Genomic DNA, 26828 nt, shown 5'->3' with positions numbered 1-26828 from the left:
GTTCGCCGCCGCCGTCGAACAGGCGCGGGCGGCGGGGTTCACGATCGTCGAGATCGATCTGGACGACTTCCTCGCCGCCGCCCGGCTGCTGTACGACGGGGCGCTCGTCGCGCAGCGGTGGGATGCGGTCGGTGAGTTCGTCGAGACCGCCGATTCCGGCGACCAGGAGACGGGACTGGATCCGGTGGTGGCCGGGATCGTGCGGGGCGCGGCCCGGTTCTCCGCCGTCGACCTGCTGCGCGACCGTGCGAAACTCGCCGCGCTGCGCGACCGGGCGATGACCGCGTGGGGTGACTGCGCGGCGCTACTGGTCCCGACCGCGCCGTTCCATCCGACGATCGCGCAGGTCGCTGCGGACCCGGTCGGGGTCAACTCGCGGCTGGGGGCCTACACGAACTTCTGCAATCTGTTCGATCTGTGCGGGGTTGCGGTCCCGGCCGGTGAGGTCGTCGAAAGCGACGGCAGCACAGCACAGTTCGGCGTGACGGTGCTCGCCAAGGCCGGGCACGACGCGGTCGCGGCCGACGTGGCGGCACGCCTGACCGGGGCGCCGCGCGACCCGTCGGCACCGTCGTGGCCGGAACGTGCCGGGGCGCAGGTGTTTCCGTTGATCGTGTTCGGTGCCCACCTGCACGACCAGCCGCTCGCCGGTCAGCTCACCGCGCTCGGTGCCCGCTGGGCCGGACCGGTCTCGACGGCACCGGAGTACCGGATGACCGCGCTGCCCACCCAGCCGCCGAAGCCTGCGGTGGTGCGCTGCGCCGACGGCGGAGCGTCCCTGGAAGGGGAGCGGTGGGTGTGCTCACCCGCGGCGCTCGGCCGATTCCTGGCGGCGCTGCCCGCCCCGATGGGGCTCGGGTCGGTGCAGCTGGCCGACGGCACGTGGGAGACCGGATTCGTGTGCGGCGACGACGCCGCATCCGCGGCGCCCGACATCACCGCCGCCGGGTCCTGGCGCACCCACCTCGCCGCGACCCTGGTGTAGCCGTCGGGTCAGGCGGGGACGAGCCCGCTGACCTCGGCGAGCAGCTCGAGGGAGCGCAGCCACGCGGTGCGGCCCGGCGCCGACGACACCACGATCAGTTCGTCGGCCCGGGCGCGCTCGGTGAACGCATCCAGGTATTCGCGGACCTCGGCGGGGTTGCCGACGGCGGTGTAGTGCAGCATCTGCGTCACCTGCCGGCCGGCGGGGGAATCGAGCAGCAGCTCGATCTCCTCGTCGGTGAAGCTGCGACCCCGGCCGACCATCTGCACGACGCGGTTGCGTTTGGTGGCCTCGAACAGTTGCCGGGCCTCCTCGGTGGTGTCGGCGGCGATCACCCCGACACCGGCGATGACATAGGGCTCGGCGAGCTGCTCGGACGGCTGGAACTCGCGCCGGTACAGCGCGACCGCGTCCTCGAGCGCCTGCGGCGCGAAGTGGGACGCGAAGCCGTACGGAAGACCCAGCAGCGCGGCGAGTTTCGCGCCGAACAAGGACGACCCGAGAATGTAGAGCGGCACATCGGTGCCCTTGCCGGGGATCGCGTCGACACCCGGAATGCGGCTCTGCCCCCGCAGATAGCCCTGCAGTTCGAGCACGTCCTGCGGGAAGCTGTCCGCCGACGAAGGATCACGCCGCAGCGCGCGCATGGTGTTCTGATCGCTGCCCGGCGCGCGGCCCAGACCCAGATCGATGCGGCCGGGATGCAGCGATTCGAGGGTGCCGAACTGCTCTGCGATGGTCAGCGGCGAATGGTTCGGCAGCATGACACCACCGGCACCGAGCCGGATCGACGACGTGTGCGCCGCGACGTGCGCGATCAGCACGCTCGTCGCCGACGACGCGATCGACGGCATGTTGTGGTGCTCGGCGTACCAGATGCGCCGGTAGCCCCACTTCTCGGCGAGCTGCGCCATCCGCACGCTCGCGGCGAAGCTGTCCCGCGCGGTCTCGCCCTTGCCGATGTGCGCCAGGTCGAGGATGGAGAGGGGAACGGTCACCGGGTGATCCTTCGCGTCAGGGCCCGGGATCGGCAACCGGGCACACCTTCAGCGACAACACGGCGGCGCCGGCGGCTATTCCTGCCGGGTCGCCGACCGGGTCACATCTCGTCGAAGTGACCGTACGTGCCGCGGTAGAACAGCAGCGGTCCGCCGCTGTGCAGCGAGGTCAGGCCGGTCACCCGGGCCACGACGATCGTGTGGTCACCGGCGTCGTGCTCGGCCTCGATGGTCGCCTCCACCCGCGCGATCGCACCCTCGAGGGCGGGTGCGCCGTTGTCGCCCGGAGTCCACTCCACGCCACGGAACTTGTTGCCGCCGCTGACTGCGAACGCCGCGCACAGGGTGCGCTGGCTCGCGGACAGGACGTTGATCGAGAACGTGCCGATCTCGCGGATCTTCGGCCACGTCGTCGACGTGCGGGCCGGACAGAACGACACCAGCGGCGGCTCCAGCGACACGGACGTGAACGACTGGCACGCGAAGCCGAGCGGCTCGTCGCCGTCGAGGGCGGTGATGACGGTGACTCCCGTGCAGAAGTTGCCCATCACGTCGCGCATCCGGCGTGGATCCAGCACTGCGTGTTCTGCGGTCATGTTGCTCCTATCGGGTGTCGGCTTCGGGACCAGTGTCCGCTATCGCTGATCCGGACGGCCAGGGTGCTCCCGGACAGCGGGCATGTGGGCAGGTCTCGGATCTGCACGCTCGGTGACCGGAAGGACCCCGGAGACGGCGAGGGCATCGACGGTGTCGTGCAGGTCGGGACAGGTGCGGCGCGGTGCGTCGGAGCCGATCCGGGCACACGGCTGCGACGCGTCGTCGGTCAGCCACTGGATGTTGGTATGGAACGTGCCGTTCTTCTCGGCCAGGACACGATTGCCGCACGTGCGGCAGGTGACGGACTGCATGGAGGCTGCTCCCGTTTCAGGTCGGTGGTCGCAGTGTTCCTCGGACGCTAGCCCGCGAACCGTTCCGTGGACACGGCAATATCCCGCGTGGCGGGACATCGATACAGGTGGGAACAGGCCTTCACGAGGTGGTGCTGTGCAGGTTCCCGGGGCATGCACCCGGCCGTCCCGAGGAACGCGCAGCGGGTGCAGGCCTCAGGTCGCGACCGCGGTGCGGTGCGGCGCCGCGTCTCCGTTTCGTGCGCGCGAGAGGGCGTACAACACCCATCCCACGACCGGGAGGATGATGTCGAACCACAGAGGCGGGCCGATGTTGCCGGCCTTGGTGTTGTCCTCGGCGATCCAGTAGTAGATGTGACCGGCGGCGTCGCCGAGGTACTGGACCGACATGACGGTGAGGACCGCCAGCCAGAAGTAGCCGCGGAACCGGATGCACATGATGCCTGCGATGCCGATCGCCAGATCGCCCATCGCGTTCTCGAACTGGAACCCGCCGTCACCGCGCGTGTATCCGATCAGTTCCGCAGTCGCAGGGCCGTCTAGCAGGTGGTATCCGGCGCCGACAACCGAGCTGACGCCGACGGCGACGGCGAGCCACCACACGAGGAAGATGTCGATCGTCGTCGCCGGGCCGGCATCGTGGCGGCGTCTTCGGGAATGGATGAACGCCCCGATCAGCGCGATGATCACCAGGACAATTGTCGGCATCAGGTCCTCCCCGCCTCCGCCGGGTCATTTTACGGAGGGTTCCGGTCGTCGAGGGGGATATTGCCTGGATGAGGAGTGTAGCCGTGTGTCCGGCCGGTCGCGTGTCGTAGACCTGAAAGTCGTTGCCGATGAAAGGGTCCGGGCAACTGTGCGGGTCGGTGCCGGAAAGGCCGCGGGTGACGTTCGGACGGGCCGGATGAATCCCGGTCCGGGTGGGTATCCGGGACCCATGAGCACCGCAGCGAACGGACCGTCGAAGGACTGGCCCGGCTCCGAGTCGGGTCGACCCCCGGATTCCGAACGGCCGGCGTTGCCGGCGTCCACCGAACCCGATCAGGGACTGATCGAGGACGTCGCCCGCCGAAAAGGAATCAAAGGCACCCGTACCGGCACGATCTGGACCGGGTTGGTCGTCGGCATCGTCGTTCTGCTGTTGCTGCTGGTGTTCATCCTGCAGAACCTCGACGAGGCCACCCTCGAGCTGTTCGCATGGGATTTCACCCTCCCCCTCGGCGTGGCACTACTCTTCGCCGCGCTCGCCGGAGCGGCGATCATCGCCCTCGCCGGTGCCGTGCGCATCCTTCAGATCCGGCGAGCCGCCAATCGGCAACGTCAGCTCATCGAGTAGAACCCCGCCCTTTGTAGAACCCGGCCCTGTTTGGGTTCGTATACACCGGGCATCTCTGTCATGGGGTCGAGGTGAGGAGGAATCATGGACGCCGAACCGGGACAGAACTTGCAGGAAGAACCGCAATCCGAGCGCGGCCCGAAGGGGTCGCGTGACACCGGAGCGGATGCGGCCGGCGGTGGAACGGCCGATCGGCCTGCCGGGTCGTTCGACCAGGAGGAAATGCAGACCGGCGGAGCAGAAGGCGAGTCCGCAGGCACGGGTGGTAGGGACCCGGTCCCTCCCGGTGACGTCGAACCCGCCGTCCCGCCGTACGAAGGGCGCACGACCTCGACCACAGAAGGCCGTCCGGAGCACGACGAACATGTCGACACTTCGCGGCCTTTGGCACCGGACCCGGAGGAGACTCCCGGTGGCGCCACCGCATCGCCGGCCGACGAGCAACCGGCCGATCAGGCACCGCAGACGGAGGAATCCGCTCCGGGCACGGGCCCGGCGCATCAGAGCGGTGTGACCGGAGCCGAGGATCAGCAATAGGCCGACTCGCCGATCGGCGAGTGCCCGCACTCCGATCGGACGGTCTGCGGTCGTCGCTGTGCCGGACCGTTCAGGCGGTCCGCTGGACGCGGCTGCCCAGGACACACCCACTCCGCTTCGGGAAGCGGATCACGAAAACGGCGCCGTTCCGCACGAGGGCGTGCGAAGCGGCGCCGGATCGGGTGTCAGGACATCACGCCGAGCGGTTCGCTCCCGGACCAGTCGTGACCCCAGTAGCTGTCGGCGGTGATCTCCTCGGCGGTGTAGAACCGCTCGTCGACGCGCATCCCGTCGGTGCCGAACTCGATGTCCCAGCCGCCGGGGGCCCGCACGTAGAACGAGACCATCTTGTCGTTGGTGTGCCGGCCCAGCGTCGACGACACCGAGTAGCCGTCGCGCATCACCCGGTCGAGGGCCTGGCCGACCGCGTCGAGGGTGTCCACCTCCACCATGATGTGGATGAGACCGGGATCCTTGCCGGCGGGTACGGGCATGAGCGCGAGGCTGTGGTGCCGTTCGTTCACGCCGAGGAACCGGATGCGCATCGGACCGAACTCCGGCGGCGCCGGCAGCCGGAACGCGCCGCGCGGCAGGAACCCGAGCACCTCGGTGTAGAACTCGAACGTCGCGTCCGGTGCCGTGACGGGAAGCACCACGTGACCGAGACCCTGTGCACCGGTGACGAATCGGGCACCGTGCGGGGTGACGACCGGGCTGTGGTCGAGCACCGCGCCGTGGAACACCTCGACGGACACACCCGACGGATCCTGGAACGCGATGACCTCCTCGACGCTGCGCGCGTCGGCCTCCTCCACCGACAGCGGTTTCACCGCGATACCGGCGGCCTCGACGGCGCTCTGCACCCGAAGCAACGCCGCGTGATCGCGGACCTCCCAGCCGATGTCGACGATCCGATCGGTCTCGCCCGGCACCACGACGAGCCGCGCCCGGCGCTCGTCGGTGCGCAGATACAGCGCCTCCGGGTCGGGGCCGCTGCCCTCGGCGAAACCCAGGACGTCGAAGGCGAACGTGCGCCAGCGGTCCATGTCGTTCGTCTGGATCTTGACGTAACCCAGCGCTCTGATGTCGCTCATGCTCTCTCCGAATGCTTCTCGTGTGGTCAGATCATCGCCCGCAGCGGGCCCTCGGGCTCGACCCCGAGACGGCTCAGCGACGCGGCGTGGAACACGGTGCCGGGCACGTGGATCGCGTGGTGCAGACCGGCGTGCGCGTCGCGCCAGAACCGCTGCATCGGCTTGTCCATACGCAACGCGTTGCCGCCGCACCGCGGGTAGATGCGGTCGATCGCGTTCACGGCCCGCCATGCCGCCTGTACCTGCGTCTGCCGTCCCGCGGCACGCTGCTCGAACGTCGGGGTCTTCCCCGAGTCGACGAGATCCCACATGCGATCGACGTTGGCCAGCAAGGTGTCCCGAGCGGCACGCAGGTCGGCGACGGCCTCGCCGATCGCGAACAGTGTGTACGGGTCGTCCTTGATGGCCGTGCCCTGCGGATTGATCCGGGCAGACTGGTATTCGTCGGCGTGCAGCACCAGGCCCTCGCAGATGCCGATGGTGGCGGACGTGATGCCGAGCGGGAACATGTTCGACCACGGCATCAGGTACAGCGTCTCGGTGCGGCCGTAGTTGCGGGCCGCGGTGCCGTCGATGACCTCGTCGCAGTCCATCACCCGGTAGTCGGGGACGAACGCGTCCTGCACCACCACGTCCTTCGAGCCGGTTCCGCGCAGGCCCACCACGTCCCACGAGTCCTCGACGATCTCGTAGTCGCTGCGGGGGATGATCACGTGCAGCATGCGGGGCGGCATCTCCACGCTGCCGTCCGCGTTGCACGCCATCGCGCCGAGGAAAGCCCAGTCGCAGTGGTCGGTGCCGGAGGAGAACTGCCAGCGGCCGGAGAACTTGTAACCTCCCTCGACCGGGATGCACATGCCGGCCGGCATGTACGGCGAGGCCATCCACGTGTCCTGGTCCTCGCCCCAAACCTCCTGCTGCACCCGGGGATCCGCGAACGCCAGCTGCCACGGATGCACACCGACGATGCCGTGGATCCATCCCGCGGACGGATTGAGCGCCGCGGTGCGCATGACGGTCTCGGCGAACTCGCGGGGGTGGGATTCGAATCCGCCGTGCTCCTTCGGTTGCAGCATGCGGATCGAGCCGGCCTCCTTCATCCGCTTCGCGGTCTCGTCGGCCAGACGCCCGATACGGTCGGCTTCGATGCCCTCGGTGAACAGCTCGTCCGCCATCGCGTCGATCTGCTTAAGTACTTCGTAACTCATGGTCGTATTCCTCGGGTTCGGGTATCGGGGCCGGTCGTTCAGGCGACCGGCTCGTTGAGGGAATCGGATCGGGCAGAGATGTTTTCGGCCATCTCCTTCTCCCAGTGAGCGGCCGACCTGGTGGTGTCGATGACGAATTCGAACCGGTTGGTCATGTCCTCGGTGACATCGGCGACGTCGACGTAGAACTGCTGGTACCAGCGGCGCAGCTGGTAGACCGGGCCGTCCTCGTCGCACAGCAGCGGGTTGTCGATCTTGGCCTTGTTCTTCCAGATCTCGACGTCCTGCTCGAACGTCTTCTCCGTGCCGCTGCCGAAGTACGCGGCCATGCCGTTCGCCTCCTCGGCGGACATGCCGGGCAGTCGCTTGACCATGACGCCGTACTGCAGCACGAACGAGTTCGGGGTGACCGGGTAGTGGCAGTTGATCAGCACCGTCTCGACGGTGCCTGCCTCGGTCTCGCTCCACAGCTTGTCGATCATGTAGGACGGGCCGTAGTACGACGCCTCCGACCGCGACACATTGTCGGCAGCACCGAAGTCGAGGTCGAGCTCGACGTCCTGGCGCTGCGTGAACGACATGTTCTGCGTGGCGATGTGGCCTTCGAAGATGTTCTCGAACGAGCGCGGCACACTCAGGTGGACGTAGAAGAAGTGCGCCATGTCCACGACGTTGTCGATGATCTCGCGGCAGTGCGAGCCCTCGATGAGCACCGAGTTCCACGACCAGTCCGACCATTCGTCGGTGCCGGCGCCCTCGATCTCGGGGATGGTGACGTGCTCCGGCGGCGGGTTGCCCTCGGGGTCGTTCCACACGAACAGCTGCTGGTTGCGCTCGAGCGTGATCCACGCGCGGGTCTTGGCGAGCGGCGGGACGCGGCGCGCGTACGGAATCCCGGTACAGCGGCCGTTGCCGCCCCAGCGCCAGTCGTGGAACGGGCACGCGACGGAATCGCCCTTGATCTCGCCCTGTGCGAGATTGCCGCCCATGTGCCGGCAGTAGGCATCGAGGACCTTCAGTTCGCCCGCGCTGTCGGCGAACACTACGAGGCTGGTACCGAACGCGTCGACCTGGTGCGGCTTGCCGTCGCGGTAGGTGCGGGCCAGGCCGAGGCAGTGCCAGCCGCGCGCGTAGCGGTCGGGTGCGGCGTCGGCCTCGATGGAGCGGATCTCGTCGTCGGGGGTGGTGCTGGTCTGCGTCATGGTGACCTCCGGACCGGATGGGAGTGATGCCGGTCATGGTGGGTGACCGCGGCAACGGCGAAACAGGGATCGTCCCGCCACGCGGAACACTTTCTGCCTGGCCGGTCTCGTGTCCCGCCACGCGGGAGGTCGCCTTCACCGGAGGTGGAGCGCCGTGTCATCGTCCGCTTGCGCAGCACTTCCGCACCCACATCCTCGAGTTCCCCGGTTTCGGGGTCGGCGACGACTTCGGCGCCCCCATGGTCACCGCGGTCGACGCCGTCCCGTTGTTCCTCGACGGGTTCGGCATCGAGCGCACGTCCATCGTCGGTAACTCCGACGAACTCGTCGAGGAACGGTGGCGGCAGACCACCGAGCCGGCGACGCCGGAGAGCGCCCGCGCATGTTCAGCCGAGCCACATTCGTGCCCACCACGAAAACGGCACGGGGTCACGACAGCACACCGCGCCGGCCTTCCTCACCCGCGACGAACAGGACTCCCGGTAACCGGGAGGTGTCGCGGCACTGCGGGCGGCCGTGAAGCCGTTCGGGGGCCGGAGATTCGAATCTCCGGCCCCCGAACGGGTTCGGGTCATTGCGCGGGTACCGACCCGGCCAGAACACACCGGGTACCGGTGAAGATGGTGGGCATGCACTTGTTGCAGTGGATGCAGAGTGATCGATGCTCCGGTTCGGCGGCGATCCGATTGACCAGGTCCGGTTCGCGGAGCAACGCCCGTGCCATCGCGACGAACTCGAAGCCTTCGGCCATGGCCGTGTCCATTCCGGCTCGGTCGGTGACCCCGCCGAGCAACACGAGCGGCAGTTTCACGGCAGCGCGGACCTGCCGTGCCTGTTCCAACATGAACAAGTCCCGGTAGGGATAGGACTTGAGGAAGTGTTTGCCGACCAGCTTCATGCCGGTACGAACAGGCTCGCGCATCGCCGCCGCGAATTCGCGCAGGGGAACGTCACCCTTGAACAGGTACATCGAATTCAACAAGGAGCTGCCCACGGTGAGCTCGATGGCATCGAGCGAGCCATCCTCCTCGAGCCACTGCGCCACCTGGACGGCTTCGTCGAGCCAGAACCCGCCCGGAACACCGTCGTCCATGTTCAGCTTCGCCAGGATGGCGATCTTCCCACCGACTGCGTCCCGCACCGTACGGGCGGTCTCCCGCACCAGGCGGGCGCGGTTCGCCAGCGACCCGCCGTACGCGTCGTCTCTCCGGTTGATCTTCGGACTCAGGAACGAGCTTGCGAAATAGTTGTGGCCGAAGTGGATTTCGACCGCATCGAAGCCGGATTCGACGGCGAGGCGCGCGGCATTCCCGTGGGCCAGACGGATCCGTTCGATGTCGCCGAGTGTCGCCGCGTGGACGGTGCGCATCCCGAGCGGATTGAACTGTCTCGACGGCCCGAGCGCGGGCAGTCCGTTGCTGGCCTCGTTGGCCACGGGACCGGCGTGGCCGATCTGGGCCGAGGCAGCGGCGCCCTCGGCATGGATCGCATCGGTCAGGCGCCGCAGTCCGGGCACCGCATCCGGACGCATCCAGATCTGGTTCGCCTCCGTTCGGCCTTCCGGTGCCACGGCGCAGTACGCAACCGTGGTCATACCGACGCCGCCCGCTGCGGGTCGGCGGTGGTACTCGATGAGATCGTCGGAGACGAGCGCACCGGGCGTGGCGGCTTCGAACGTGGCTGCCTTGATGATGCGATTGCGCAGCGTGATCGGACCCAACGTCGCGGGGGCGAGCACGTCGGGGATGTCACGGGTGGTCATGGGGGACTCCTGGTCGAGCGGTCGGCGGCGGGACAACTGCGCTGGCTCGTTGCAGATTCAGCGCTGAACCATGTCGGTCGGCGCCCAGAAGGCGCGCATGCTGGTGATCCGACCGCGATCGTCGAATGTCATCACGTCGATCGGCTCGATTTCGTACGTCCGGTCGCCGGCCTTCGTGGTGACGCGGAAATGGAACGCGGCATTCGGTCCGCTGATCCGGAGTGTGATGAGTTCGGTTGTGTTCTCGGTGGCCTCGATGCCCTTGTAGAAGTCGGTGATCGCTGCACGTCCGACGCGCGCCTCGCTGCCGACCGGGTCCTCGAGGACGGCGTCATCGGCGTACAGCGCGGCGACCTCGGCGGCGCGGCCGGAAGTCACCGCTGCGAGATAGGCATTCACGGTCGCACGAATGCGCTCCGTCAGGTCGGCTGCCTCGGAAGTTGTCATGATTGCTCCTGTGACGTCACGAGGATGGGGTGGATTTGCCGACGCTATCCGGGGCGGACCTGAATGAACGGTCCCCTTCCCACGCAGCGGGAGATTGCGGACCGACGTCGTCCATCGTCGTTGTTACGCTTTCGTGGTGTCCGATACCGATGCCGAGCGATATCCCGCACTACCTGCGACGAGCTGGGCCGTGCTCGGGATGCTCTCGTTCGGGGAGGAACTGACCGGCAATGATCTGAAGAAGTGGGCGGATTGGAGTATCGGCTTCTACTACTGGAGCCCTTCGGTCAGTCAGGTCTATGCGGAACTCAAGAAGCTCGAGACGCTCGGATTCGTGCAATCCCGTGTGGTGAGCGAACCCGGAACCCGGGGCCGGCGTGTCTACGCGATCACCGAGGCCGGCATCGGAGCGGTGCGGACGTGGTCGCGTGAGGCGCCGGTGGAGATTCCCGTGCTCAAGCACGGCGTCATGCTGCGGATGTACATGGGACATCTGAACGATCCGGAGCAGCTGAAGGCCATCGTGCGCGACCATATCGTGAATCTCGAAGACAAGTTGCGCCGGGCCGGTGAGCACGCGGATCACTCCGATCGTGAACCGGGCTGGGCATTCTCGCAGATGAGCCTGCGGTGGGCGGAGCGCTACTTCCGGGCCGAGATCGATCTGTCCCGACAGCTCCTCGACGACATCGACGCCGCGGCAGCCCGTTTCGCTAGCAGCGACGTCGACGGGTTCGGGATACCTCGCCCGCGGACTCCCGGTAGTTGGAGAGGCATGTCGGACGGCCCCGCCGCGGTCGAGCGCGGCGAGGCCGTCTCCGACGAAGAATAGACGCGGTCAGGCGTACTGCGGTTGGCGCGTATCGGCAGCCGGATGTAGGTGTCGGCGACGCTGAAGCGTCGGAGTGACGTGATTCCGGTCGAGTGTGCGCCAGACGGCGGTGGCCGTCATCCGGACGGGGGACGTCAGCCGATGGTCGAAGCGCAGATGAGGCAACGGGCCACACACCGACACCGCGGCGACCGCGGAGCCGATCGGGCCGATCGGAACCGCGATGCACCCGAATCCCGCCAGGGATTCCCCTTTCTCGAAGGCGACCCCGTTCTCGCGAATGTCGTCGTAGTCGTGACCGGGGGTGCCTGCGTAGGCAAGTAGTGCCTTGCCGAGCGCTGTGCTGTGCGCCGGTCGTCGACCGCCGATCCGCGTGGGAACGGCGGACATCAGCCGTCCACCGAGCTTTTCGATGTAGACGACGTCGTCGCCGTCGAGGACTGCGAGGTGTACGACGAAACCGGTGAGGCGTTGCAGTTCCTGGAGATGGGGTAAGGCGATGGCGTGCAGCCGGTCCTGGTGGACGGCCAGCGAGCCGAGTTCCATCAACCGCAATCCCAGGGTGTAGTCGCGCCCCTCGCGGTGGAGCCATCGCATCGAAACCAGCCGCTCGAGCATGCGATGGGCCGACGAGCGGGGCAGGCCCGTTCGATGCACGATCTGGGTGAGTGTGAGACGACCGGCGCCGTCGAACGCGTCGAGCAAGAGGCCGACGCGGTCGAGTACTGCGCTGGGGGTCGTGTGGTCGGCTCCGACCTGGATCGCCATGGATACTCCTACAGCCGAGGCGCTGCTGATGCTTCTACGTGGGTATTTCGATTAGGAATAGTGCCACACGAAATCGGTGTTGTGAAGCAGGTCACTGATCTGGGCCGGGTGGAGTATCCGACGGCGGCCGCCACCTCTAGTCGCTCGGGGCACCGTCGCTTCCCGGATCGAGGACGGCGCCATCGAGTGCGCAGAACGTGTGACACACACGGTCGCGTACCACGACCTCCGTGCACTCGGGGTCGAACCAGCGGTCCACCACGCCCCAATGGATCGGATGGTCGAGATACTGGCCCATGAGAGAGGCGTGGTCGGAGAACTCCTGCTCCCATACATGGGTCCAGGCGGTGGGACCCACCGAATCCTCCACACGGCTGAGGCGCCACGAGACTATCGACTCGATGTACCCGGGCATCTTCAGCAGGTCGCGCTCGAATCGCTCGATGGTCGCTTCCGGTGTGCCGGGAGCGACGCGCAGCAGTAGCACGCGGTAGACGGTCCGAGATGCGTCCGGACGCGACTCGGCCCGACCCGGGTGGTACTGCACGCCGTCCAGTCGAGCGACGACGGGAGAGCCGAGGGTCGCGTCCAGGGTCTCGATCGCACCGGCCGCCTCGTCCGCCGACGCAAACCGGAGATGAACGAGCAGATCTCCGCCGTTGATCACACCCGGCAGGGTCGGGGACACGAGCCGGCGCCGTGCCCCGAGTTCCTTCACTGCGAGCCGGACGTTCTCGGTGTACTCGGCGCGATCCGAGAGATCGGCGGTGGCGTCGAAGTGGACGACGCGGGTCACGTTATACATCGTTCAATCCCTCGACGTCGTCGGCGTGGGCAGCCATGGTCCGGGAGCGCTCCACGATCAGTTCGTCCATGCCCGACCACCACTCGCCGAGGCCGGGGTCGCGGCGGCTCTGACGGGTCATCTCCCACCACGAGTGGACACCATCGACGGTCCAGGTGATGGTGACGGTATTGGAATCGTCGTCGAACCACACCGGGGGGCTGACGAGAATCCGGTCGAGTGTCATTCCCCGTCGGCGGCCGCCCGGAACGTACTCTGCGACATACGCCTCCACGAATCGTCGCGCACATCCAGGTTTGGTGACCACTCGGTCGATCACGTATATCGTCTCGTCTGCCATACCGCGGACCCTACGGCCGTCGAAAGCGCCGGGGAGGACCTTCTCCCACTTCGCGGGAGAAGTTCCGTAGGCGGAAGGCGGGGCACGCACCGAATTCCCGTGCGTGCCCCGCCTTCCGTGCGGAAGTCGCGTCTCCTTGTGACTTCTCCTGCTGTGCAACGTATTTCATCGAATATCGAGATCCTCGACCGTACGATCGTCACGGTTCGGGGGCGCGGGGAGGTGCATCAAGCGGAAGTGGCCGAGGCCTCGGCGTTTTCGGGTGCAGTTTCCTCGGCACCACCGGTCTGATTCGGCCGAGCGATGAACAAGCAGACGACGGCCACGACCAGCGAGCACGCGATGAACCACCCCACGGCCAGATCGAACGACGACAGGGCGGGCGCGGTCGTTCCCGGTACGGTCCACAGGGAGAGCATGACCGACACGATGGCCACCCCCACGGCGGAGAACGCTTGCCGCGCAGTGGACAACACGCCTGTTGTGACGCTCGTGACCTGCTCGGGGACGGATTCGATGACGATCTTCGGGTACCCGGTGTAGGCGAATGCCGTTGCGACGGCGGCGACGGCGAAAACTCCCATCATCACCGGCAACGACTTGTGGCCGAAGTAGATCATCAGGTTGGCGACGGCGAACAGGACGGCGCCGATGAGGAAGGCGGTCCTACCGCCCCATCGACCGGCGACCACCCCCGCTATCGGGGAGGCACCGAATCCCACAATCGCGCCGATGCCGGCCACGAGTCCCGTCACGGTTGCCGACATGCCGAGTCCGACGGGCAGCGATGTCGGAGACTGCAGGATCATCGGCGTGACGATCTGCACCGCCCCGATGGGACCGAGAGCCAGCACCGAGAGTCCGAGCAGGTTCAGCGACATCTGCTTGTTCGTCAGCACCCGCAGATCGACGAGGGGTTCGCGCCGGCGCATCTCCCAGACGGTCCACACTGCGAGAACACCGATGCCGATGACGATGAGTCCGACGACCCCGACACTGGTCCAGCCCCACTTCGGTCCTTGCGTGATGCCGAAAAGGAGAGCGGTGAGACCCGGCGTCAGCAGAGCAGCGCCGATGTAGTCGAAGCGCGGTAGCTCGGCAGGAGTGTGGGAGCCCGGAAGCGCGAACGCAGCGACGATGGAGGCCACAACGGCGAGAACCGCCGCGAAGACGAAGATCATGTGCCAATCCGCCACGTCGAGCAGCAGCCCTGCGATCAGCGAACCCCCCGATCCCGCGAGAAGCGCGGCACCGCTGATGAATCCGACCGCGAGAGAGACCTTGCCGGCCGGCAGCGCTTCACGGGCGATGCCGTAGCAGAGCGGAAGAATCGCGCCGGCGGCACCCTGCACACCGCGGCCGACGATGATCGCCCCCATCGAGTCGCCGAAGACGCTGATCACCGAACCGAGGGTGGACACCAGCATCGCGAGGATGAGGACCTTCTTCCGCCCGTACATGTCTCCGAGCCGGCCACCGACAAGAGCGGTCGTTGCCGCCACGAGCATGTAGGCGGTCACGGCCCACCCGGTCGTGGATGCAGGCGCCTCGAAGATCTCGCTGAACCGTGGCAGTGCGATGAAGATCATGCCGGCCTCGAAGGCACTCAAGCATTCCGCGAGGACGAGCGCGGTGATGATCAGGGCCGTCGATCTCGATACCGCGGAACCGTCGATCGGACCGGTCGACGACCGGAGTGAGGGATCGGACATCGATTGTTCTCCTGGGACGAGGTGAATACGGCTTCGCTGCCCGACGCGGCGGAGCCGTTGTGATCGGTCACGCACAACGTTGTGCGAAGCATGGGTCGGGGCGAGTGTCTGCGGTCGTTGCCTCGATCGCTGCCCGTTTGGACCACTCAGTGGGAGGAATGCTCCCCTCGGGTGCCGGGGCGGTGAGAACGTGCGGCCGCAGTGTCCGCGAGACCCGAGGAGATTCAGATGCTTGCCGAAACGGTTCGTCCCGTCCTCGAATCCGAGATCGCAGATTGGGATCTCGAGGCCGATGTCGTCGTCGCAGGATACGGAATCGCAGGTGCCGCAGCCGCGATCGAGGCCGCCCGTACGGGCGCCGAGGTGCTCGTGCTCGAACGGTCGGGAGGCTGGGGCGGTGCCGCCTCGATGGCAGGTGGATTCATCTATCTCGGTGGTGGGACACCGCTCCAGAAGGCGTGCGGGTTCGACGACACGGTCGAGAACATGAAGGCGTTCATGAAGGCCGCACTCGGCCCGGCCACCGATGACGAGAAGATCGATGCCTACTGCGAAGGCAGCGTCGAACACTACAACTGGCTGGTCGACGCGGGCGTACCGTTCAAGGAGGAGTTCTGGGGCGAGCCCGGATGGGAGCCGCCGCACGACGAAGGGCTGATGTACTCCGGAGGCGAGAACGCGGCACCGTTCAAGGACCTGATTCCTCCGGCACCGCGCGGGCATCTTCCCCGGATGGACAACAAGAAGACCGGGGAACGTGGCGGTGGGTACATGCTGATGAAGCCGCTGGTCGAGACGGCCGAGAAGCTCGGTGTGAAAGCCGAATACGACGTCCGGGTCCAGACCGTGGTCGTGAACCAGGGTGGGGCGGTCACAGGTGTGGTCGCACGACGGTACGGCCGGACGCTCACCGTTCGTGCCCGTCGCGGCGTCGTCCTGGCCATGGGTAGTTTCGCCTTCGACGAGGCGATGGTGCGCGATCACGCACCCGTCCTCGTGGGGCGGCCGGGCGCTGCGATCGAGGCCCACGACGGTCGGGCCATCCGGATCGGGCAGGCATTGGGCGCCGCCACGGCACACATGGACGCTGCGGAGGTTGCTGTTCACGCCGCACCGCAGTTGATGGTCCGGGGGATCCTCGTCAACGCACACGGGCAGAGATTCATCGCCGAGGACACCTACCCGGGCAGGATCGGGCAGGCGATGCTGTTCCGTCAGAACAACGAGGCCTTCCTGATCATCGATCAGCAGGCGTACGACGAGGTGATGGGGCCGGACGCTGCAGGTACGGCGAGGCGGCCGGAACCGACCTGGGTATGCGAATCCGCCGAGGAGCTCGAGGCGGAAATGGGACTGCCGGTTGGGGCTCTGACCTCGACAGTGAACGTCTACAACGCCCATGCGGCGGACGGGGCCGATCCGTTGTTCTTCAAGGATGCGAAGTGGGTGCGGCCCATCCGAACGCCGATTGCCGCATTCGATCTGCGTGGAATGACGGCTGGATTCCCCCTGGGAGGCTTGAAGACCAGTGTCGACTCGGAAGTGCTCCATGTTTCGGGGGAGCCCATTCCCGGCCTCTTCGCCGCCGGACGATGCACCGCCGGCGTATGTGCCGGTGGTTATGCCAGTGGCGCCAGCCTGGGTGACGGTAGTTTCTTCGGGCGTCGCGCCGGTATGAGCGCTGCACGTAGATAGGAGAGTCGACCCAACGCGACTCCACCGAATCGCGGAGTTCTGCAACGTACGTCGTTGTGAGGCTCCGCGATTCGGTGCTGTCCACGGCAGTGGAATTCGCACACTCCCGGTGACGACCGCGGTCACCGCGAAATTCTGTATACGACACCATCTTTCGCGGTGTACTGGGTCGACGTGATCTTGATGTGGCCCTCCGGGTTGTCCACGAATGTCGCGGTGTGCGTGTGCCTCTCGGCTATCGGTGAAGATCTCGGTCGCCTCTGATCGAATATCCCGTTCAATGGGAGAGCCCCCTCCGCTGGGGAGCTTCGTGTTCACATAATTCAGCGCCCGGATGCGACGTGATGTACCTCACTTTCAGCGCTCGATATGCCTGGTACCACTGTCGCCTCCAAAAGTCGTCCTCGGTGAAGGAGTCACGTTATGAACCCACGCGGTCGGAATCGACGGTTGCGGACCGTTGCCGGTGCGAGCGCTCTACTGCTTGCCGGAATGCTGGGCACTGCTGCATGTGCCGGCGACGAATCGGAAGGAGGGAGCGCAGCGGCCGGTTCGACGTCCGCGCTGCCGAGCAATCCGGCGACCGGCGAGCCGGTGAAGATCGGGTTCGTCTCCACCGAAGGTGGTGCGGCGGTGTCGCTGCCGGAGATGCGCGAAGGTGCGGAGGCCGCGGTCGAATATCTCAACAACAACGGCGGTGGGCTCGCGGGTCGTCCGATCGAGCTCGTGGTGTGCAAGCAACAGGAAGAGCCGACGTCGGCGACGGCCTGCGCGAACCAATTCGTCGAGCAGAAGGTTGCCGCGGTCCTTTCTCCCGGAACCTCCCAGGGGCCGGCGATCGTTCCGATCGTCATCGGCGCGGGGATCCCGTACGTGACTCTCAACGGCGTTTCGGCCGTGGAACTGATGTCGCCGGAGGTCGCGGCGCTCTCTGCAGGTCTGCCCGGGACGTTGACGGCGGCGGCGACCGCGGCGCAGCAGGAGGGCATGTCGAAGTTCACGATGTTCGCCAGTGACGGTGGTGGCATCGCAGGCATGATCGACCAGATGGGCAAGCCGATCTTCCAGGGGTTCGGGGTCGAACTCGAGGTGGTACCGGTGCCGCTCGGTACACCGGATCCCACGCCTGTCGTTGCGGCCGGGCTGACGAGCAACCCCGACGGCGTGAGCTTCATCGGCGATGCAGCCACCTGTACCTCGGTGCTCAAGGCAGTTCAGACGACCGCGCCGACGGTGAAGAAGGTGCTGATCCCGACCTGTCTCGACGAAAATGTCGTCAAGGCGATCGGCATCGACACGATCGAAGGCAACATCGGCATCACCGCCACGGATGCGCTGTCCGACCGGCCCGATACGGTGCTGTTCCGGTCGATCTTCGCCGAGTACGCCCCCGACCTGTCGCCGAACGGTTACGGCTCGACCGGCTACCAGACGGTGATGGCCCTCGCCGGCGCGGCATCCGGCATCTCGGGTGAGGTGAACGCCGCGTCGATCCAGGAGGCACTGCGTACCGCTGCGAACGTCGAGATGCCTGCCGGTGGCGGAATCACCTTCACGTGCAACGGAACAGCCTTCCCGATGATGCCGTCGATCTGCTCCGGACAGATGCTGATCGGTGAGATCAACGATCAGGGCATCCCGGTGAACCTCACGGTCACCGGCTGACGGATCCGTATCCCCAGAAGGAAATTTCATGACCGACCATCTCGCCTATCTCGTGCTGGGTCTCGGCAACGGAGCCGTGTACGCCTCAATCGGACTGGCACTCGTGATGACGTTCAAGAGTTCCGGCGTCGTCAACTTCGCCACCGGAGCCGTGGCCCTCTACACCGCCTATACGTACGCGCTGCTGCGCACGGGTGAGCTGATGGTCCCGATCCCGGGGCTACCCCGAACGATCGACCTCGGTCGACCGCTCGGGGTGGCACCGGCCATGGCCGTGTCGTTGGCAGTCGCGGCTCTGCTGGGGGTTCTGTTCTACGCATTGATCTTCCGGCCGATGCGCACGGCACCGGTGATCGCCAAAGCGGTGGCATCCATCGGACTGATGATCGTGCTCCAGGCTGTGATCGCGCTTCGGGTGGGCACCGAGATCGTCGCCGTCGAACCGATATTCGCGCTCGACAGCATCTCGATCGGTTCTCGTCAAGCGCCGACGGACCGGATCTGGCTTGCCGTCGCAGTCGTCACGATCGCGGTTCTGGCTGCGCTGGTGTTCCGCTTCACCCGCTTCGGAATCGCGACGGAGGCGGCGGCCGAGTCGGAGAAGGGTGCCTACCTGACGGGGCTGTCGCCGGATCGGATCGCGTTCAGCAACTGGGCGCTGTCGTCGGTCGTCGCCGGCCTCGGCGGAATTCTCATAGCTCCGATCGTTGCACTGAATCCCGTTGCCTACTCGATGTTCATCGTTCCCGCACTCGCAGCGACGCTCGTCGGAAACTTCAGCTCGATCTGGCTGACCGTCGCAGCGGGTATCGCGATCGGCTCGTTGCAGGCGGAAATGACGAACCTGCAGGTCACCTTCGACTGGTTTCCGCATGCGGGTATGGCCGAGGCCATCCCGCTGCTGTTGATTCTCGTGTTCCTGGTCGTCAAGGGGCGGCCCCTACCCGACCGCGGCAGCGTCGTCCGGCAGCGACTCGGCCACGCCCCGCGCCCCGATCGGATTCTCGCGCCGGCGATTCCGGCCGTCGCGGTCGCTGTGGTCGCGATGTTGGCCACCGGCGGCAGCTATCGCGCCGCGATCGTCAGCAGCATCATCTTCGCGGTGATCGCTCTGTCCCAGGTCGTCGTCACCGGGTACACGGGGCAGGTTTCCCTGGCGCAATTGACACTCGCGGGCGTCGGCGCCTACTCGATCAGCGTTCTGAACACCCACCTCGGAATACCGTTCCCGTTCGCACCGCTGATCGGCGCACTGTTCGCGACGGTCATCGGCATTGTGATCGGTCTGCCGGCCCTGCGGGTGCGGGGACTGCCGCTGACCGTCGTCACCCTGGCGCTGGCAGTGTTCCTCGAAGCATTCTGGTTCCGGAACCCGCAACTCAACGGCGGTGTCGCGGGTGCTCCGGTCGACACCCCCCGAGTGTTCGGGTTCGATCTCGGGATCGGTGCGGGAGAGGACTATCCGCGTCTCGCATTCGGTCTGATGTGCCTGGCCGTGCTCGTTGCGGCCGCCCTCGGCGTCGCGTGGGTTCGGCGCAGCAGGCTCGGGACCGACATGCTGGCAGTCCGGGCGAACGAGCGTTCCGCGGCGGCGTCGGGGATCAACGTTCCGCGCACCAAACTGGCGGCCTTCGCGATCGGTGCGTTCCTGGCCGGACTCGCCGGTTCCCTCATGGCGTACCAGCAGACATTGGCGACGCCGGAACCGTTCACCGTCTTCCTCGGAATCACCTTGTTCGCCGTCATGTACATCGCGGGGATCACCTCCGTCACCGGTGCAGTCCTCGCCGGACTCATCGCACCGGGTGGCGTTCTGTACCTCTTCGTCGACCGGTTCCTGCACCTCGGCGAGTACTACGCGGTGATCAGTGGCATCCTGCTCATCGTCACGATCATGTTCAATCCGGACGGGATCGCAGGCAAATTGCCACGGATCCCGCTGCCCAGCCTGAAGAAGTCGTCCTCGGGCCCGGTTCCCGTAGAGGGAACGGCCACCGCAGCGGTGCGGTCGTCCTCGCCCGTCGTGGGCGAACCGATTCTGTCGGTACAGGGTCTGAGCGTGCACTACGGGGCGGTGCAAGCAGCATCGGATGTGACCTTCGACGTTCGTGCAGGAGAAATCGTCGGTCTCATAGGTCCGAACGGCGCGGGGAAGACCACCGTTGTCGACGCGATCACCGGTTTCGCGCCTGCGAGCGGCACGGTCGTCCTGGACGGCACGGACATCGGGGGCCTGCGGCCGCATCGGCGCAGCAGGCTGGGACTCGGCCGCAGTTTCCAGGACGTGGAACTGTACGACGACCTGTCCGTCGCCGAGAACGTGACGGTGGGCGCGGCCAGATCGGGATCCGAGCACGATACAGCGGACCGAGTACGGGCAGTCCTGGACACGGTCGGACTCGGAGACGTCGCAGACGCCGAGGTATCGACCCTCTCTCAGGGACAGCGTCAGCTCGTCTCGGTCGCGCGTGTCCTCGTCTCGTCGCCGAAGGTCGCGTTGCTCGACGAACCGGCAGCGGGACTCGACGGCGCCGAGAGCCGTCGGCTCGGTGAACGGCTTGTCGATGCCCGCAATGCCGGAACGTCGATCCTGCTCGTCGAACACGACATGGAACTGGTGCTCACCATCTGTGATCGCGTCGTCGTCCTCGACCTGGGGAGGGTCGTGGCATGTGGTCCCCCCGACGAGGTCCGGTCCGACGAGCGCGTGATCAGCGCATACCTCGGCGCCCCTGCCCGCGACGTGGATCCCGCTCTCGAAGCTGTCCCCGAGCTCGCTGCCGCACGCATCGACGAAACACAGGAGGCGAACTCGTGAACGGATTGACGATCAGGAATCTGTCGACCGGTTACGTTCCCGGCCGTCCCTGCGTCCGGGACGTGAACTTGGAGGTGGACCGTGGGCAGATCCTGAGCTTGCTCGGCCCGAACGGCGCAGGCAAGACCACGCTGCTGCTGTCCCTGGCCGGTCTGCTGCCCCGATTCGATGGCGAGGTCGTCGTCGACGACCTGACCGTCGGCGGCGGTCGCCCGCGCGAGGCGGTGCTGTCGGGGCTGGTTCTGGTGTCCGACGACCGTGCGCTGTTCCGGGAATTGAGCACGACCGACAACCTGCGTCTGGCGGTACGGGATCGGCGACGTCGACGCCGAGCGCTCGACGAGGTACTCGAGTACTTCCCGGCCCTGGAGAAGCGGCTCGGAGTCGCTGCCGGCCGACTGTCGGGTGGCGAGCAGCAGATGCTCGCGATCGGACGCGCGATCCTGCAGCGTCCGAAGGTACTGCTCATCGACGAGTTGAGCATGGGGTTGGCGCCTGTCGTCGTCGACGAAATCCTGGCGGTGCTTCGCAGGCTGGCCACCGAGGAGGGAATGTCGGTGGTACTCGTCGAGCAGCACGTCCACCTTGCTCTCGGCGTCGCCGACCGTGCCGCTGTGCTGGTGCACGGCACCGTGGCTCTGACCGATTCGGCGGAGGTGCTCCGAGCCGAACCCGACCGGATCGAACGTGCCTATCTCGGGTCGTCGTCCCGCCCGCACGCCGGGATCTGAGAAGACCGATCCCTTGGTTGGCCTCGACCCCGAGTCGGTATCGAGGATGGTGACCATTCAGCGGGAGACCCTCGTCCGCCGCACATTTCCAGACCCTATCGTCCGTGATGAAAGTTGATGTGACGCAGTTCACGGCCCGGGCCCGTATTCATCGGGCCGGCGTCACTGCTCGTGGACCCTGCGCCCGCTCGCCCTTACCGGAAGGCCCGACATGACCGACGTAGTTGCCGATACCGCCGCCGCCGTCGCCGCGGCTGGTGCGCGTGTCATCGAACCCCGCAAGATCGCGGACGGCTTCTCATGGCCGGAGTGCCCGCGCTGGCACGACGGCATCCTCTGGTTCTCCGACATGTACACCGCGACCCTGAAAACCGTTGATGCCGAGGGCAACGTGGCGGTGGTCGTGGATGCGACCGGCCGCCGCGCCGGAACCGAGGTGCCGATCGTCCTGGGCGGATTCGGTTGGCTCCCGGACGGCCGGCTGATCGTCACCTCGATGCACGAAAAGCTCGTCCTCGTCCACGGCGGCAACGGACCCGAGGACCTCGAAGTCCTCGCCGATCTGTCCGCCTTCTCGTCGGCAGCGATCAACGACATGGTCGTCGACGCCGAGGGACGCGCATACGTGACGCAGCTCGGATTCAACCTGTTCGCCGGCGAGGAGCCGGTGCCCTCTCCGATCATCGTCGTCGAACCCGACGGCTCCGCGCACACCGCCGATGAAGTCGGACCGCTGCTGTGCGCCAACGGGATCGCAATCAGCTCGGACGGCACGAAGGTCTACACGGCCGAGGTGATGGCACAGAAGCTCACGGTGATCGATCGTGCCGCCGACGGATCGCTCTCGAATCCGCGGCCGTTCGCATCCTGCCCGTTCCTTCCGGACGGTATCGGGCTCGACGAGGAGGGCGGCGTATGGGCGGCGATGCCCGGCAGCGGTTACGTGGCTCGTTTCACCGAGGAGGGGATGACGGACGCCGTTCCCGTGCCGCTCGAGAACGGCGTCGCCTCGGCCTGCCTGCTCGGCGGTCCCGACCGCTCGACCCTCTACATGACCGTCGGTGTCGAGGTTTTCGATTTCGACAAGTCTGCACGCGAGGCGCTGGGCACCATCTGGGTTGCCGACGTTTCGTTCCGCGGCGGCGACACCCGCCCCTGACACCCACCGGCACGACACGATTCGAGGAACATTCATGACAGCACTGGACTTCACCGACCGCGTGGTCGTCGTCACCGGCGCGGGCCGTGGCATCGGCCGGGCACACGCCGAACTGCTCGCGTCACGTGGTGCCGCGGTCGTGGTCGGCGACCTCGGGTCGGCCATCGACGGTTCCGGAGTCGACGGCGACGATCCGGCCCGCGAGGTCGTGGACGCGATCACCGCTGCCGGCGGCAAAGCCGTCGCCTGCTCGGCCGACATCTCGACCGAGGACGGTGCCGTCGAACTCGTGGACACCGCCCTGTCGGCGTTCGGGCAGCTCGACGCCGTGATCAACAATGCAGGCATCGTGCGCACCGCGCCGTTCGACGAGGTTCCGTACGAGGAGTATCAGCGACATCTGGACGTGCACTACTTCGGCGCGCTGCGCGTGTGCCGGGCCGCCTGGCCGCACCTGTTGAAGTCGCCGGCCGGTCGGGTGGTGAACACCATTTCCCAGGCGATGCTGGGTAATCCGGACATGTCGCACTACGGGGGTTCGAAGGGCGCGCTGTTCGGTCTGACCCGAAATCTGGCGCTGGAGGGCCTGAAGTCGGGAGTGAAGGTCAACGCCATCGCCCCGGGTGCGGGCACCCGTATGGCAGAGGCGGCCGCGGACACCCTGTCGCCCGAGGTGATGGAGTACATGCGTACCCAGCTGCTACCCGAGCACGTCGCTCCCGTCGCTGCGTACCTCGTGCACCCGACGTGCACCGTTACCGGTGAGGTCTTCAACGTCGCCGGCGGTATCGTCAACCGCCTCGCCATCCTCAACACCGTCGGGATCCACGATCCCGCTCTGACGATCGAGACCGTCGCCGAGCGGTTCGACGAGATCATGGCGATCACCCCCGATGCCATCCCCCAGATCGTGGCGCCGGCACAGGTTCCGGCGACGTCCTGACCGGAACTTCCACGACATCGGCTCAGCCCCAGGAGAAGCACAGTGAGCTCTACCGAAGCCCCCACGACCACCACCGAGACCGAGGACACGGCCTACCCCTTCGGTCCGGTGAGTGTGAACGAAGCATCACGAAGGTACGCCGCCATCGCCGCCGATCGGCCGATGACCAAGATGACGATGCCGTTCGGCGGTGACGTCTGGGTCATCCACCGAAACGCTGCCGCGCGGCAGATGCTCGGCGATCCCCGCTTCGTGCGCAAACCGTTCCGCACCGGTGAGCGGGTAGTGCCCTATTTCGTCGAGTTCCCCGAGTTCCTCAAGACCACACTGCAGTTCGAGGATCCGCCGCAGCACACGAAGCTGCGCAAACTCGTTCAGAAATCCATTTCGCCGAAACGCGTACGTGCCATGCGGGAATCGGCAGTGGAGTTCGCGAACCACCTGATCGACGAGATGGTCGCCAAGGGTTCCTCGGCGAACCTGGTGCACGACTACGCTGTGGCTCTGCCGATCCAGATGCTGGCCAACCTTCTCGGGGTGCCGCCGGAGGACCGTCCGAAGTTCCAGAAGTGGAGCTCGGCGACCCTCGCGGTGGCGAACATGCCCGAAGAGGAGGTCGTCGCCAACATGACCGAACTCGTCGGTTACATGATGGCCCTGATCGACGAGCGGCGGAAGAATCCCCGGGAGGATCTGCTCAGCGACCTGACGAACGCCCAGCACAAGGACGACACCCTCACCGACGCCGAGATTCTGCCGATCGCCCTGGTGTTGATCATCGGCGGCTTCGACAACACGGCGAACTTCATCTGCTTCGGTGTGCTCTCGTTGCTGAAGAACCCGGAGCAGCTGAAGATCCTGCTCGAGGACGTCGAAGGCGTGGCCCCGACCGCGGTCGAGGAGATCCTGCGGCACGGGCGAATGGCGTTCGGTGACACGGTCACCGGAGGCGGCGGTCTGGTCCCGTTCGTCGCCACCGAGGACGTCGAGATCGACGGGCACGTCATCGCCGCGGGTGAGGCCGTGCTGGTGGACCCGGCGTCGGCGAACCACGACGGGGTCGCGGTCACGGACGGTGAGAAGTTCGACGTGCGACGCGAGGGGAACCCGCACCTGACCCTGAGCTACGGACTCCACCACTGCCTGGGTGCGCCGCTCGCACGGATGGAGATGCAGGTGGCCATCACGGAGCTGTTCAAGCGACTGCCGGGCCTCGCCTTGGCCGGCGAGCCGAAGGTGGACAAGAACCACCTCACCGAGCCGGTCGTCGACGTTCCGGTGACGTGGTAGGGACCTCGACATGCCGAAGGTCTTCTACACCCAACCCGGCGGCTCGGAGCGTGTGATCGACGCAGCTGCAGGTGATTCCGTCATGTCGACGGCTGTCACCAACGGTGTGACGGGCATCGTGGGCCAGTGCGGTGGCACGCTCTCGTGTGCGACCTGTCACGTCTACCTCGCCGAGGACGATCTGAAGTACTTCGATCCTCCGACGGAGGACGAGGACGACATGCTGGACTGCACGGCGAGCGATCGCGAGGACACCTCGCGGTTGTCGTGTCAGCTGATCCTCCGCGAGGGTGTCGACGTCCACGTGACGGTGCCCGATGAGCAGGCGTGACGACAACGGCCGGGGCGCCGGCGATCCGCCACACGGCGTGGCGGTCGTCGGCGCCTCGCACGCGGCGGTGCACCTCGCCGACCGGTTGCGCGCCGGCGGTTACACGGGCCCGCTGACGCTGATCGGCGGCGAGCCTCACCTGCCGTATCAACGGCCACCGTTGTCGAAGGCGTGGCTGAAGGGCGACGGATCGGCCTCCTCGCTGGTGCTCCGGGCCGAGAGTTACTACGCGGACAACGGGATCGAGCTCCTGTCGGGCACCGTTGCGGAGAAGGCGGAGCGGGACGGCGACGGCGTGACCCTGCAATTGCTCCGCGCCGACGGGTCCCGGGAGACACGCAGCTTCGACCGTCTGGTCCTCGCCACCGGCGCCCGCGCGCGCCGGTTGGAGATACCAGGTTCCGACCACCGTGACGTATTGGTCCTCCGCGAGCTCGACGACGCTCAGCGGCTGGCGGAGCGGATCGGCTGTGGACCGGTCGTGGTGATCGGCGGAGGCTTCATCGGCCTCGAGGTCGCGGCGACCCTCCGCGGCCTCGGCGCGGAGGTCACCGTGGTCGAGGCCGGACCCCGCCCGATGGGGCGGGCAGTCGGCTCGGGGACCGCCGAGTTCCTGCTCGCCGCTCACGCGGAGATGGGTGTCGACATCGTCCTCGCTGCGGAACCGACGGAGATCGTCGTCGCCGGCGACCGCATCCGGGGTGTGCGGCTCGCCGACGGTCGTGAAATTCCCGCTGCGACCGTGCTTGTCGGTGTCGGGGCGGAGCCGCGTACCGAGCTGGCGGAACAATTGGGGCTCGAGTGCGACCGCGGTGTCGTCGTCGACGAACAGTGTCTGGCATCGGACGGTCGCACGCTCGCGATCGGTGACTGCACGGTCCAGGTGTCCCGCGACGGTGGCAGGGTGAGGCTCGAATCGGTCGACAACGCGATCGAGCAGGCGAATGCGGCCGCGGCGACGATACTCGGCCACGACGTTCCCGAACGGCCGGCACCGTGGTTCTGGTCCGATCAGGGATCGTGGAAACTCCAGATCGTCGGGCTCGTCGACGAGAACGCCGACGTCGTGATCCGCAGCGACATCGGCAAACCTCAGCGACGCGTCACACTGTATTTCGCGGACGACGCGCTGATCGCCGCGGAATGTGTCAATGCACCAGCAGATTTCGTGGCGGTGCGGTCGGCACTCGCGCGGGGGGTCCGCCCCTCACGGGACGAACTGGCGGACAACGGTGTTGCCCTGAAGAAGCTGCTTGCGGCTC

General features: G+C 66.7%; 26 protein-coding genes. 13 read left to right on the top strand and 13 right to left on the bottom strand.

The genetic code is table 11. From position 1 onward, the window contains the following. Positions 1-985, top strand: a 985-nt coding sequence (locus ACN675_RS19195) for an allophanate hydrolase-related protein (RefSeq protein WP_420752355.1), incomplete at its 5' end; no start/stop codon positions are given. An 8-nt stretch (positions 986-993) separates the two neighbouring features. Here the strand turns inward: ACN675_RS19195 and ACN675_RS19190 are convergent. The 4 genes from ACN675_RS19190 to ACN675_RS19175 form a co-directional block, all read right to left on the bottom strand. Continuing rightward, on the bottom strand, positions 994-1983 hold the full coding sequence (locus tag ACN675_RS19190; protein ID WP_420752354.1) for an LLM class flavin-dependent oxidoreductase: 990 nt from the start codon (positions 1981-1983) through the stop codon (positions 994-996). 101 nt (positions 1984-2084) lie between these two features. Further along, positions 2085-2579, bottom strand: coding sequence for a flavin reductase family protein (locus ACN675_RS19185; protein ID WP_420752353.1), 495 nt, complete (start codon positions 2577-2579; stop codon positions 2085-2087). Between the two features lie 39 nt (positions 2580-2618). Continuing rightward, the gene (locus ACN675_RS19180; RefSeq protein WP_420752352.1) at positions 2619-2891 is read right to left on the bottom strand and encodes a hypothetical protein; all 273 of its coding nucleotides are present in this window, start codon (positions 2889-2891) and stop codon (positions 2619-2621) included. 195 nt (positions 2892-3086) lie between these two features. After that, entirely contained in the window at positions 3087-3599 is a 513-nt protein-coding gene (locus tag ACN675_RS19175) for a DUF6790 family protein (RefSeq protein ID WP_420752351.1), read from the bottom strand. Between the two features lie 229 nt (positions 3600-3828). On the opposite strand from ACN675_RS19175, the gene ACN675_RS19170 reads away from it, so the two are divergent. Continuing rightward, entirely contained in the window at positions 3829-4227 is a 399-nt protein-coding gene (locus tag ACN675_RS19170) for a lipopolysaccharide assembly protein LapA domain-containing protein (RefSeq protein WP_420752350.1), read from the top strand. Positions 4228-4311: 84 nt separating this feature from the next. After that, positions 4312-4764 (top strand): hypothetical protein, encoded by a 453-nt coding sequence (locus ACN675_RS19165; protein ID WP_420752349.1) that lies wholly within the window; start codon positions 4312-4314, stop codon positions 4762-4764. A gap of 185 nt (positions 4765-4949) precedes the next feature. Here the strand turns inward: ACN675_RS19165 and bphC are convergent, their stop codons facing one another. The 5 genes from bphC to ACN675_RS19140 all read right to left on the bottom strand — a co-directional run bounded on the left by bphC (position 4950) and on the right by ACN675_RS19140 (position 10477). Next, positions 4950-5858 carry a biphenyl-2,3-diol 1,2-dioxygenase gene (gene bphC / locus ACN675_RS19160; RefSeq protein ID WP_420752348.1) on the bottom strand — a complete coding sequence of 303 codons (909 nt, stop codon included), beginning with the start codon at positions 5856-5858 and terminating at the stop codon, positions 4950-4952. A 26-nt stretch (positions 5859-5884) separates the two neighbouring features. Beyond that, entirely contained in the window at positions 5885-7066 is a 1182-nt protein-coding gene (locus ACN675_RS19155) for a hydroxylase (protein WP_420752347.1), read from the bottom strand. Between the two features lie 38 nt (positions 7067-7104). Further along, complete coding sequence (locus tag ACN675_RS19150) at positions 7105-8268, bottom strand: Rieske 2Fe-2S domain-containing protein (RefSeq protein ID WP_420752346.1); 1164 nt, start codon at positions 8266-8268, stop codon at positions 7105-7107. Between the two features lie 571 nt (positions 8269-8839). Beyond that, complete coding sequence (locus ACN675_RS19145; RefSeq protein ID WP_420752345.1) at positions 8840-10030, bottom strand: NADH:flavin oxidoreductase; 1191 nt, start codon at positions 10028-10030, stop codon at positions 8840-8842. A 57-nt stretch (positions 10031-10087) separates the two neighbouring features. Beyond that, positions 10088-10477, bottom strand: a complete 390-nt coding sequence (locus ACN675_RS19140; RefSeq protein ID WP_420752344.1) for a nuclear transport factor 2 family protein — start codon at positions 10475-10477, stop codon at positions 10088-10090. Between the two features lie 199 nt (positions 10478-10676). Here ACN675_RS19140 and ACN675_RS19135 point away from each other — a divergent pair, with 199 nt between their 5' ends. Continuing rightward, on the top strand, positions 10677-11309 hold the full coding sequence (locus tag ACN675_RS19135; RefSeq protein WP_420752356.1) for a PadR family transcriptional regulator: 633 nt from the start codon (positions 10677-10679) through the stop codon (positions 11307-11309). A gap of 6 nt (positions 11310-11315) precedes the next feature. Here the strand turns inward: ACN675_RS19135 and ACN675_RS19130 are convergent, their stop codons facing one another. The 4 genes from ACN675_RS19130 to ACN675_RS19115 all read right to left on the bottom strand — a co-directional run bounded on the left by ACN675_RS19130 (position 11316) and on the right by ACN675_RS19115 (position 14934). Then, on the bottom strand, positions 11316-12077 hold the full coding sequence (locus tag ACN675_RS19130) for an IclR family transcriptional regulator (RefSeq protein WP_420752343.1): 762 nt from the start codon (positions 12075-12077) through the stop codon (positions 11316-11318). Positions 12078-12213: 136 nt separating this feature from the next. Beyond that, complete coding sequence (locus tag ACN675_RS19125) at positions 12214-12882, bottom strand: Dabb family protein (protein ID WP_420752342.1); 669 nt, start codon at positions 12880-12882, stop codon at positions 12214-12216. Next, a complete protein-coding gene (locus tag ACN675_RS19120) occupies positions 12875-13222 on the bottom strand; it encodes a hypothetical protein (RefSeq protein WP_197252057.1) in 348 nt (115 codons plus the stop codon). Before ACN675_RS19120 ends, ACN675_RS19125 begins: the two co-directional genes overlap by 8 nt. A 227-nt stretch (positions 13223-13449) precedes the next feature. Next, complete coding sequence (locus ACN675_RS19115) at positions 13450-14934, bottom strand: MFS transporter (protein ID WP_420752341.1); 1485 nt, start codon at positions 14932-14934, stop codon at positions 13450-13452. A 228-nt stretch (positions 14935-15162) separates the two neighbouring features. Between ACN675_RS19115 and ACN675_RS19110 the strand changes: the two genes are divergently transcribed. The 9 genes from ACN675_RS19110 to ACN675_RS19070 all read left to right on the top strand — a co-directional run. After that, positions 15163-16629, top strand: a complete 1467-nt coding sequence (locus ACN675_RS19110) for an FAD-dependent oxidoreductase (RefSeq protein WP_420752340.1) — start codon at positions 15163-15165, stop codon at positions 16627-16629. Between the two features lie 423 nt (positions 16630-17052). Next, positions 17053-18294 carry an ABC transporter substrate-binding protein gene (locus tag ACN675_RS19105; protein ID WP_420752339.1) on the top strand — a complete coding sequence of 414 codons (1242 nt, stop codon included), beginning with the start codon at positions 17053-17055 and terminating at the stop codon, positions 18292-18294. Between the two features lie 28 nt (positions 18295-18322). Continuing rightward, positions 18323-21112 (top strand): ABC transporter permease subunit, encoded by a 2790-nt coding sequence (locus ACN675_RS19100; protein ID WP_420752338.1) that lies wholly within the window; start codon positions 18323-18325, stop codon positions 21110-21112. Further along, entirely contained in the window at positions 21109-21843 is a 735-nt protein-coding gene (locus ACN675_RS19095; RefSeq protein WP_420752337.1) for an ABC transporter ATP-binding protein, read from the top strand. The genes ACN675_RS19100 and ACN675_RS19095 overlap by 4 nt, the downstream gene beginning before the upstream one ends. 211 nt (positions 21844-22054) lie before the next feature. Beyond that, complete coding sequence (locus tag ACN675_RS19090; RefSeq protein ID WP_420752336.1) at positions 22055-23002, top strand: SMP-30/gluconolactonase/LRE family protein; 948 nt, start codon at positions 22055-22057, stop codon at positions 23000-23002. A 34-nt stretch (positions 23003-23036) separates the two neighbouring features. Further along, a complete protein-coding gene (locus ACN675_RS19085) occupies positions 23037-23945 on the top strand; it encodes an SDR family NAD(P)-dependent oxidoreductase (RefSeq protein ID WP_420752335.1) in 909 nt (302 codons plus the stop codon). A 42-nt stretch (positions 23946-23987) separates the two neighbouring features. Continuing rightward, a complete protein-coding gene (locus ACN675_RS19080; RefSeq protein WP_420752334.1) occupies positions 23988-25235 on the top strand; it encodes a cytochrome P450 in 1248 nt (415 codons plus the stop codon). Between the two features lie 10 nt (positions 25236-25245). Next, positions 25246-25566 (top strand): 2Fe-2S iron-sulfur cluster-binding protein, encoded by a 321-nt coding sequence (locus ACN675_RS19075; protein ID WP_420752333.1) that lies wholly within the window; start codon positions 25246-25248, stop codon positions 25564-25566. Continuing rightward, a partial coding sequence (locus tag ACN675_RS19070; RefSeq protein WP_420752332.1) for an NAD(P)/FAD-dependent oxidoreductase occupies positions 25553-26828 on the top strand: 1276 nt, incomplete at its 3' end. The genes ACN675_RS19075 and ACN675_RS19070, both read left to right, overlap by 14 nt.

The sequence above is a fragment of the Rhodococcus sp. O3 genome, assembly GCF_048897285.1.
In the GTDB taxonomy this organism is placed as follows: domain Bacteria; phylum Actinomycetota; class Actinomycetes; order Mycobacteriales; family Mycobacteriaceae; genus Rhodococcus.
Note: the sequence above shows the minus strand (reverse complement) of the source record. Positions and strands in the feature narration are given on the sequence as shown.

What these genes read in the sequence shown, in the direction of transcription:
- ACN675_RS19105 (WP_420752339.1), top strand. Translation starts at nt 17,053, where the DNA reads ATGAACCCACGCGGTCGGAATCGACGGTTGCGGACCGTTGCCGGTGCG.
- ACN675_RS19155 (WP_420752347.1), bottom strand. Translation starts at nt 7,066, where the DNA reads ATGAGTTACGAAGTACTTAAGCAGATCGACGCGATGGCGGACGAGCTG.
- ACN675_RS19110 (WP_420752340.1), top strand. Translation starts at nt 15,163, where the DNA reads ATGCTTGCCGAAACGGTTCGTCCCGTCCTCGAATCCGAGATCGCAGAT.
- ACN675_RS19175 (WP_420752351.1), bottom strand. Translation starts at nt 3,599, where the DNA reads ATGCCGACAATTGTCCTGGTGATCATCGCGCTGATCGGGGCGTTCATC.
- bphC (WP_420752348.1), bottom strand. Translation starts at nt 5,858, where the DNA reads ATGAGCGACATCAGAGCGCTGGGTTACGTCAAGATCCAGACGAACGAC.
- ACN675_RS19075 (WP_420752333.1), top strand. Translation starts at nt 25,246, where the DNA reads ATGCCGAAGGTCTTCTACACCCAACCCGGCGGCTCGGAGCGTGTGATC.
- ACN675_RS19085 (WP_420752335.1), top strand. Translation starts at nt 23,037, where the DNA reads ATGACAGCACTGGACTTCACCGACCGCGTGGTCGTCGTCACCGGCGCG.
- ACN675_RS19180 (WP_420752352.1), bottom strand. Translation starts at nt 2,891, where the DNA reads ATGCAGTCCGTCACCTGCCGCACGTGCGGCAATCGTGTCCTGGCCGAG.
- ACN675_RS19120 (WP_197252057.1), bottom strand. Translation starts at nt 13,222, where the DNA reads ATGGCAGACGAGACGATATACGTGATCGACCGAGTGGTCACCAAACCT.
- ACN675_RS19115 (WP_420752341.1), bottom strand. Translation starts at nt 14,934, where the DNA reads ATGTCCGATCCCTCACTCCGGTCGTCGACCGGTCCGATCGACGGTTCC.
- ACN675_RS19170 (WP_420752350.1), top strand. Translation starts at nt 3,829, where the DNA reads ATGAGCACCGCAGCGAACGGACCGTCGAAGGACTGGCCCGGCTCCGAG.
- ACN675_RS19100 (WP_420752338.1), top strand. Translation starts at nt 18,323, where the DNA reads ATGACCGACCATCTCGCCTATCTCGTGCTGGGTCTCGGCAACGGAGCC.
- ACN675_RS19135 (WP_420752356.1), top strand. Translation starts at nt 10,677, where the DNA reads ATGCTCTCGTTCGGGGAGGAACTGACCGGCAATGATCTGAAGAAGTGG.
- ACN675_RS19125 (WP_420752342.1), bottom strand. Translation starts at nt 12,882, where the DNA reads ATGTATAACGTGACCCGCGTCGTCCACTTCGACGCCACCGCCGATCTC.
- ACN675_RS19165 (WP_420752349.1), top strand. Translation starts at nt 4,312, where the DNA reads ATGGACGCCGAACCGGGACAGAACTTGCAGGAAGAACCGCAATCCGAG.
- ACN675_RS19130 (WP_420752343.1), bottom strand. Translation starts at nt 12,077, where the DNA reads ATGGCGATCCAGGTCGGAGCCGACCACACGACCCCCAGCGCAGTACTC.
- ACN675_RS19090 (WP_420752336.1), top strand. Translation starts at nt 22,055, where the DNA reads ATGACCGACGTAGTTGCCGATACCGCCGCCGCCGTCGCCGCGGCTGGT.
- ACN675_RS19185 (WP_420752353.1), bottom strand. Translation starts at nt 2,579, where the DNA reads ATGACCGCAGAACACGCAGTGCTGGATCCACGCCGGATGCGCGACGTG.
- ACN675_RS19140 (WP_420752344.1), bottom strand. Translation starts at nt 10,477, where the DNA reads ATGACAACTTCCGAGGCAGCCGACCTGACGGAGCGCATTCGTGCGACC.
- ACN675_RS19150 (WP_420752346.1), bottom strand. Translation starts at nt 8,268, where the DNA reads ATGACGCAGACCAGCACCACCCCCGACGACGAGATCCGCTCCATCGAG.
- ACN675_RS19145 (WP_420752345.1), bottom strand. Translation starts at nt 10,030, where the DNA reads ATGACCACCCGTGACATCCCCGACGTGCTCGCCCCCGCGACGTTGGGT.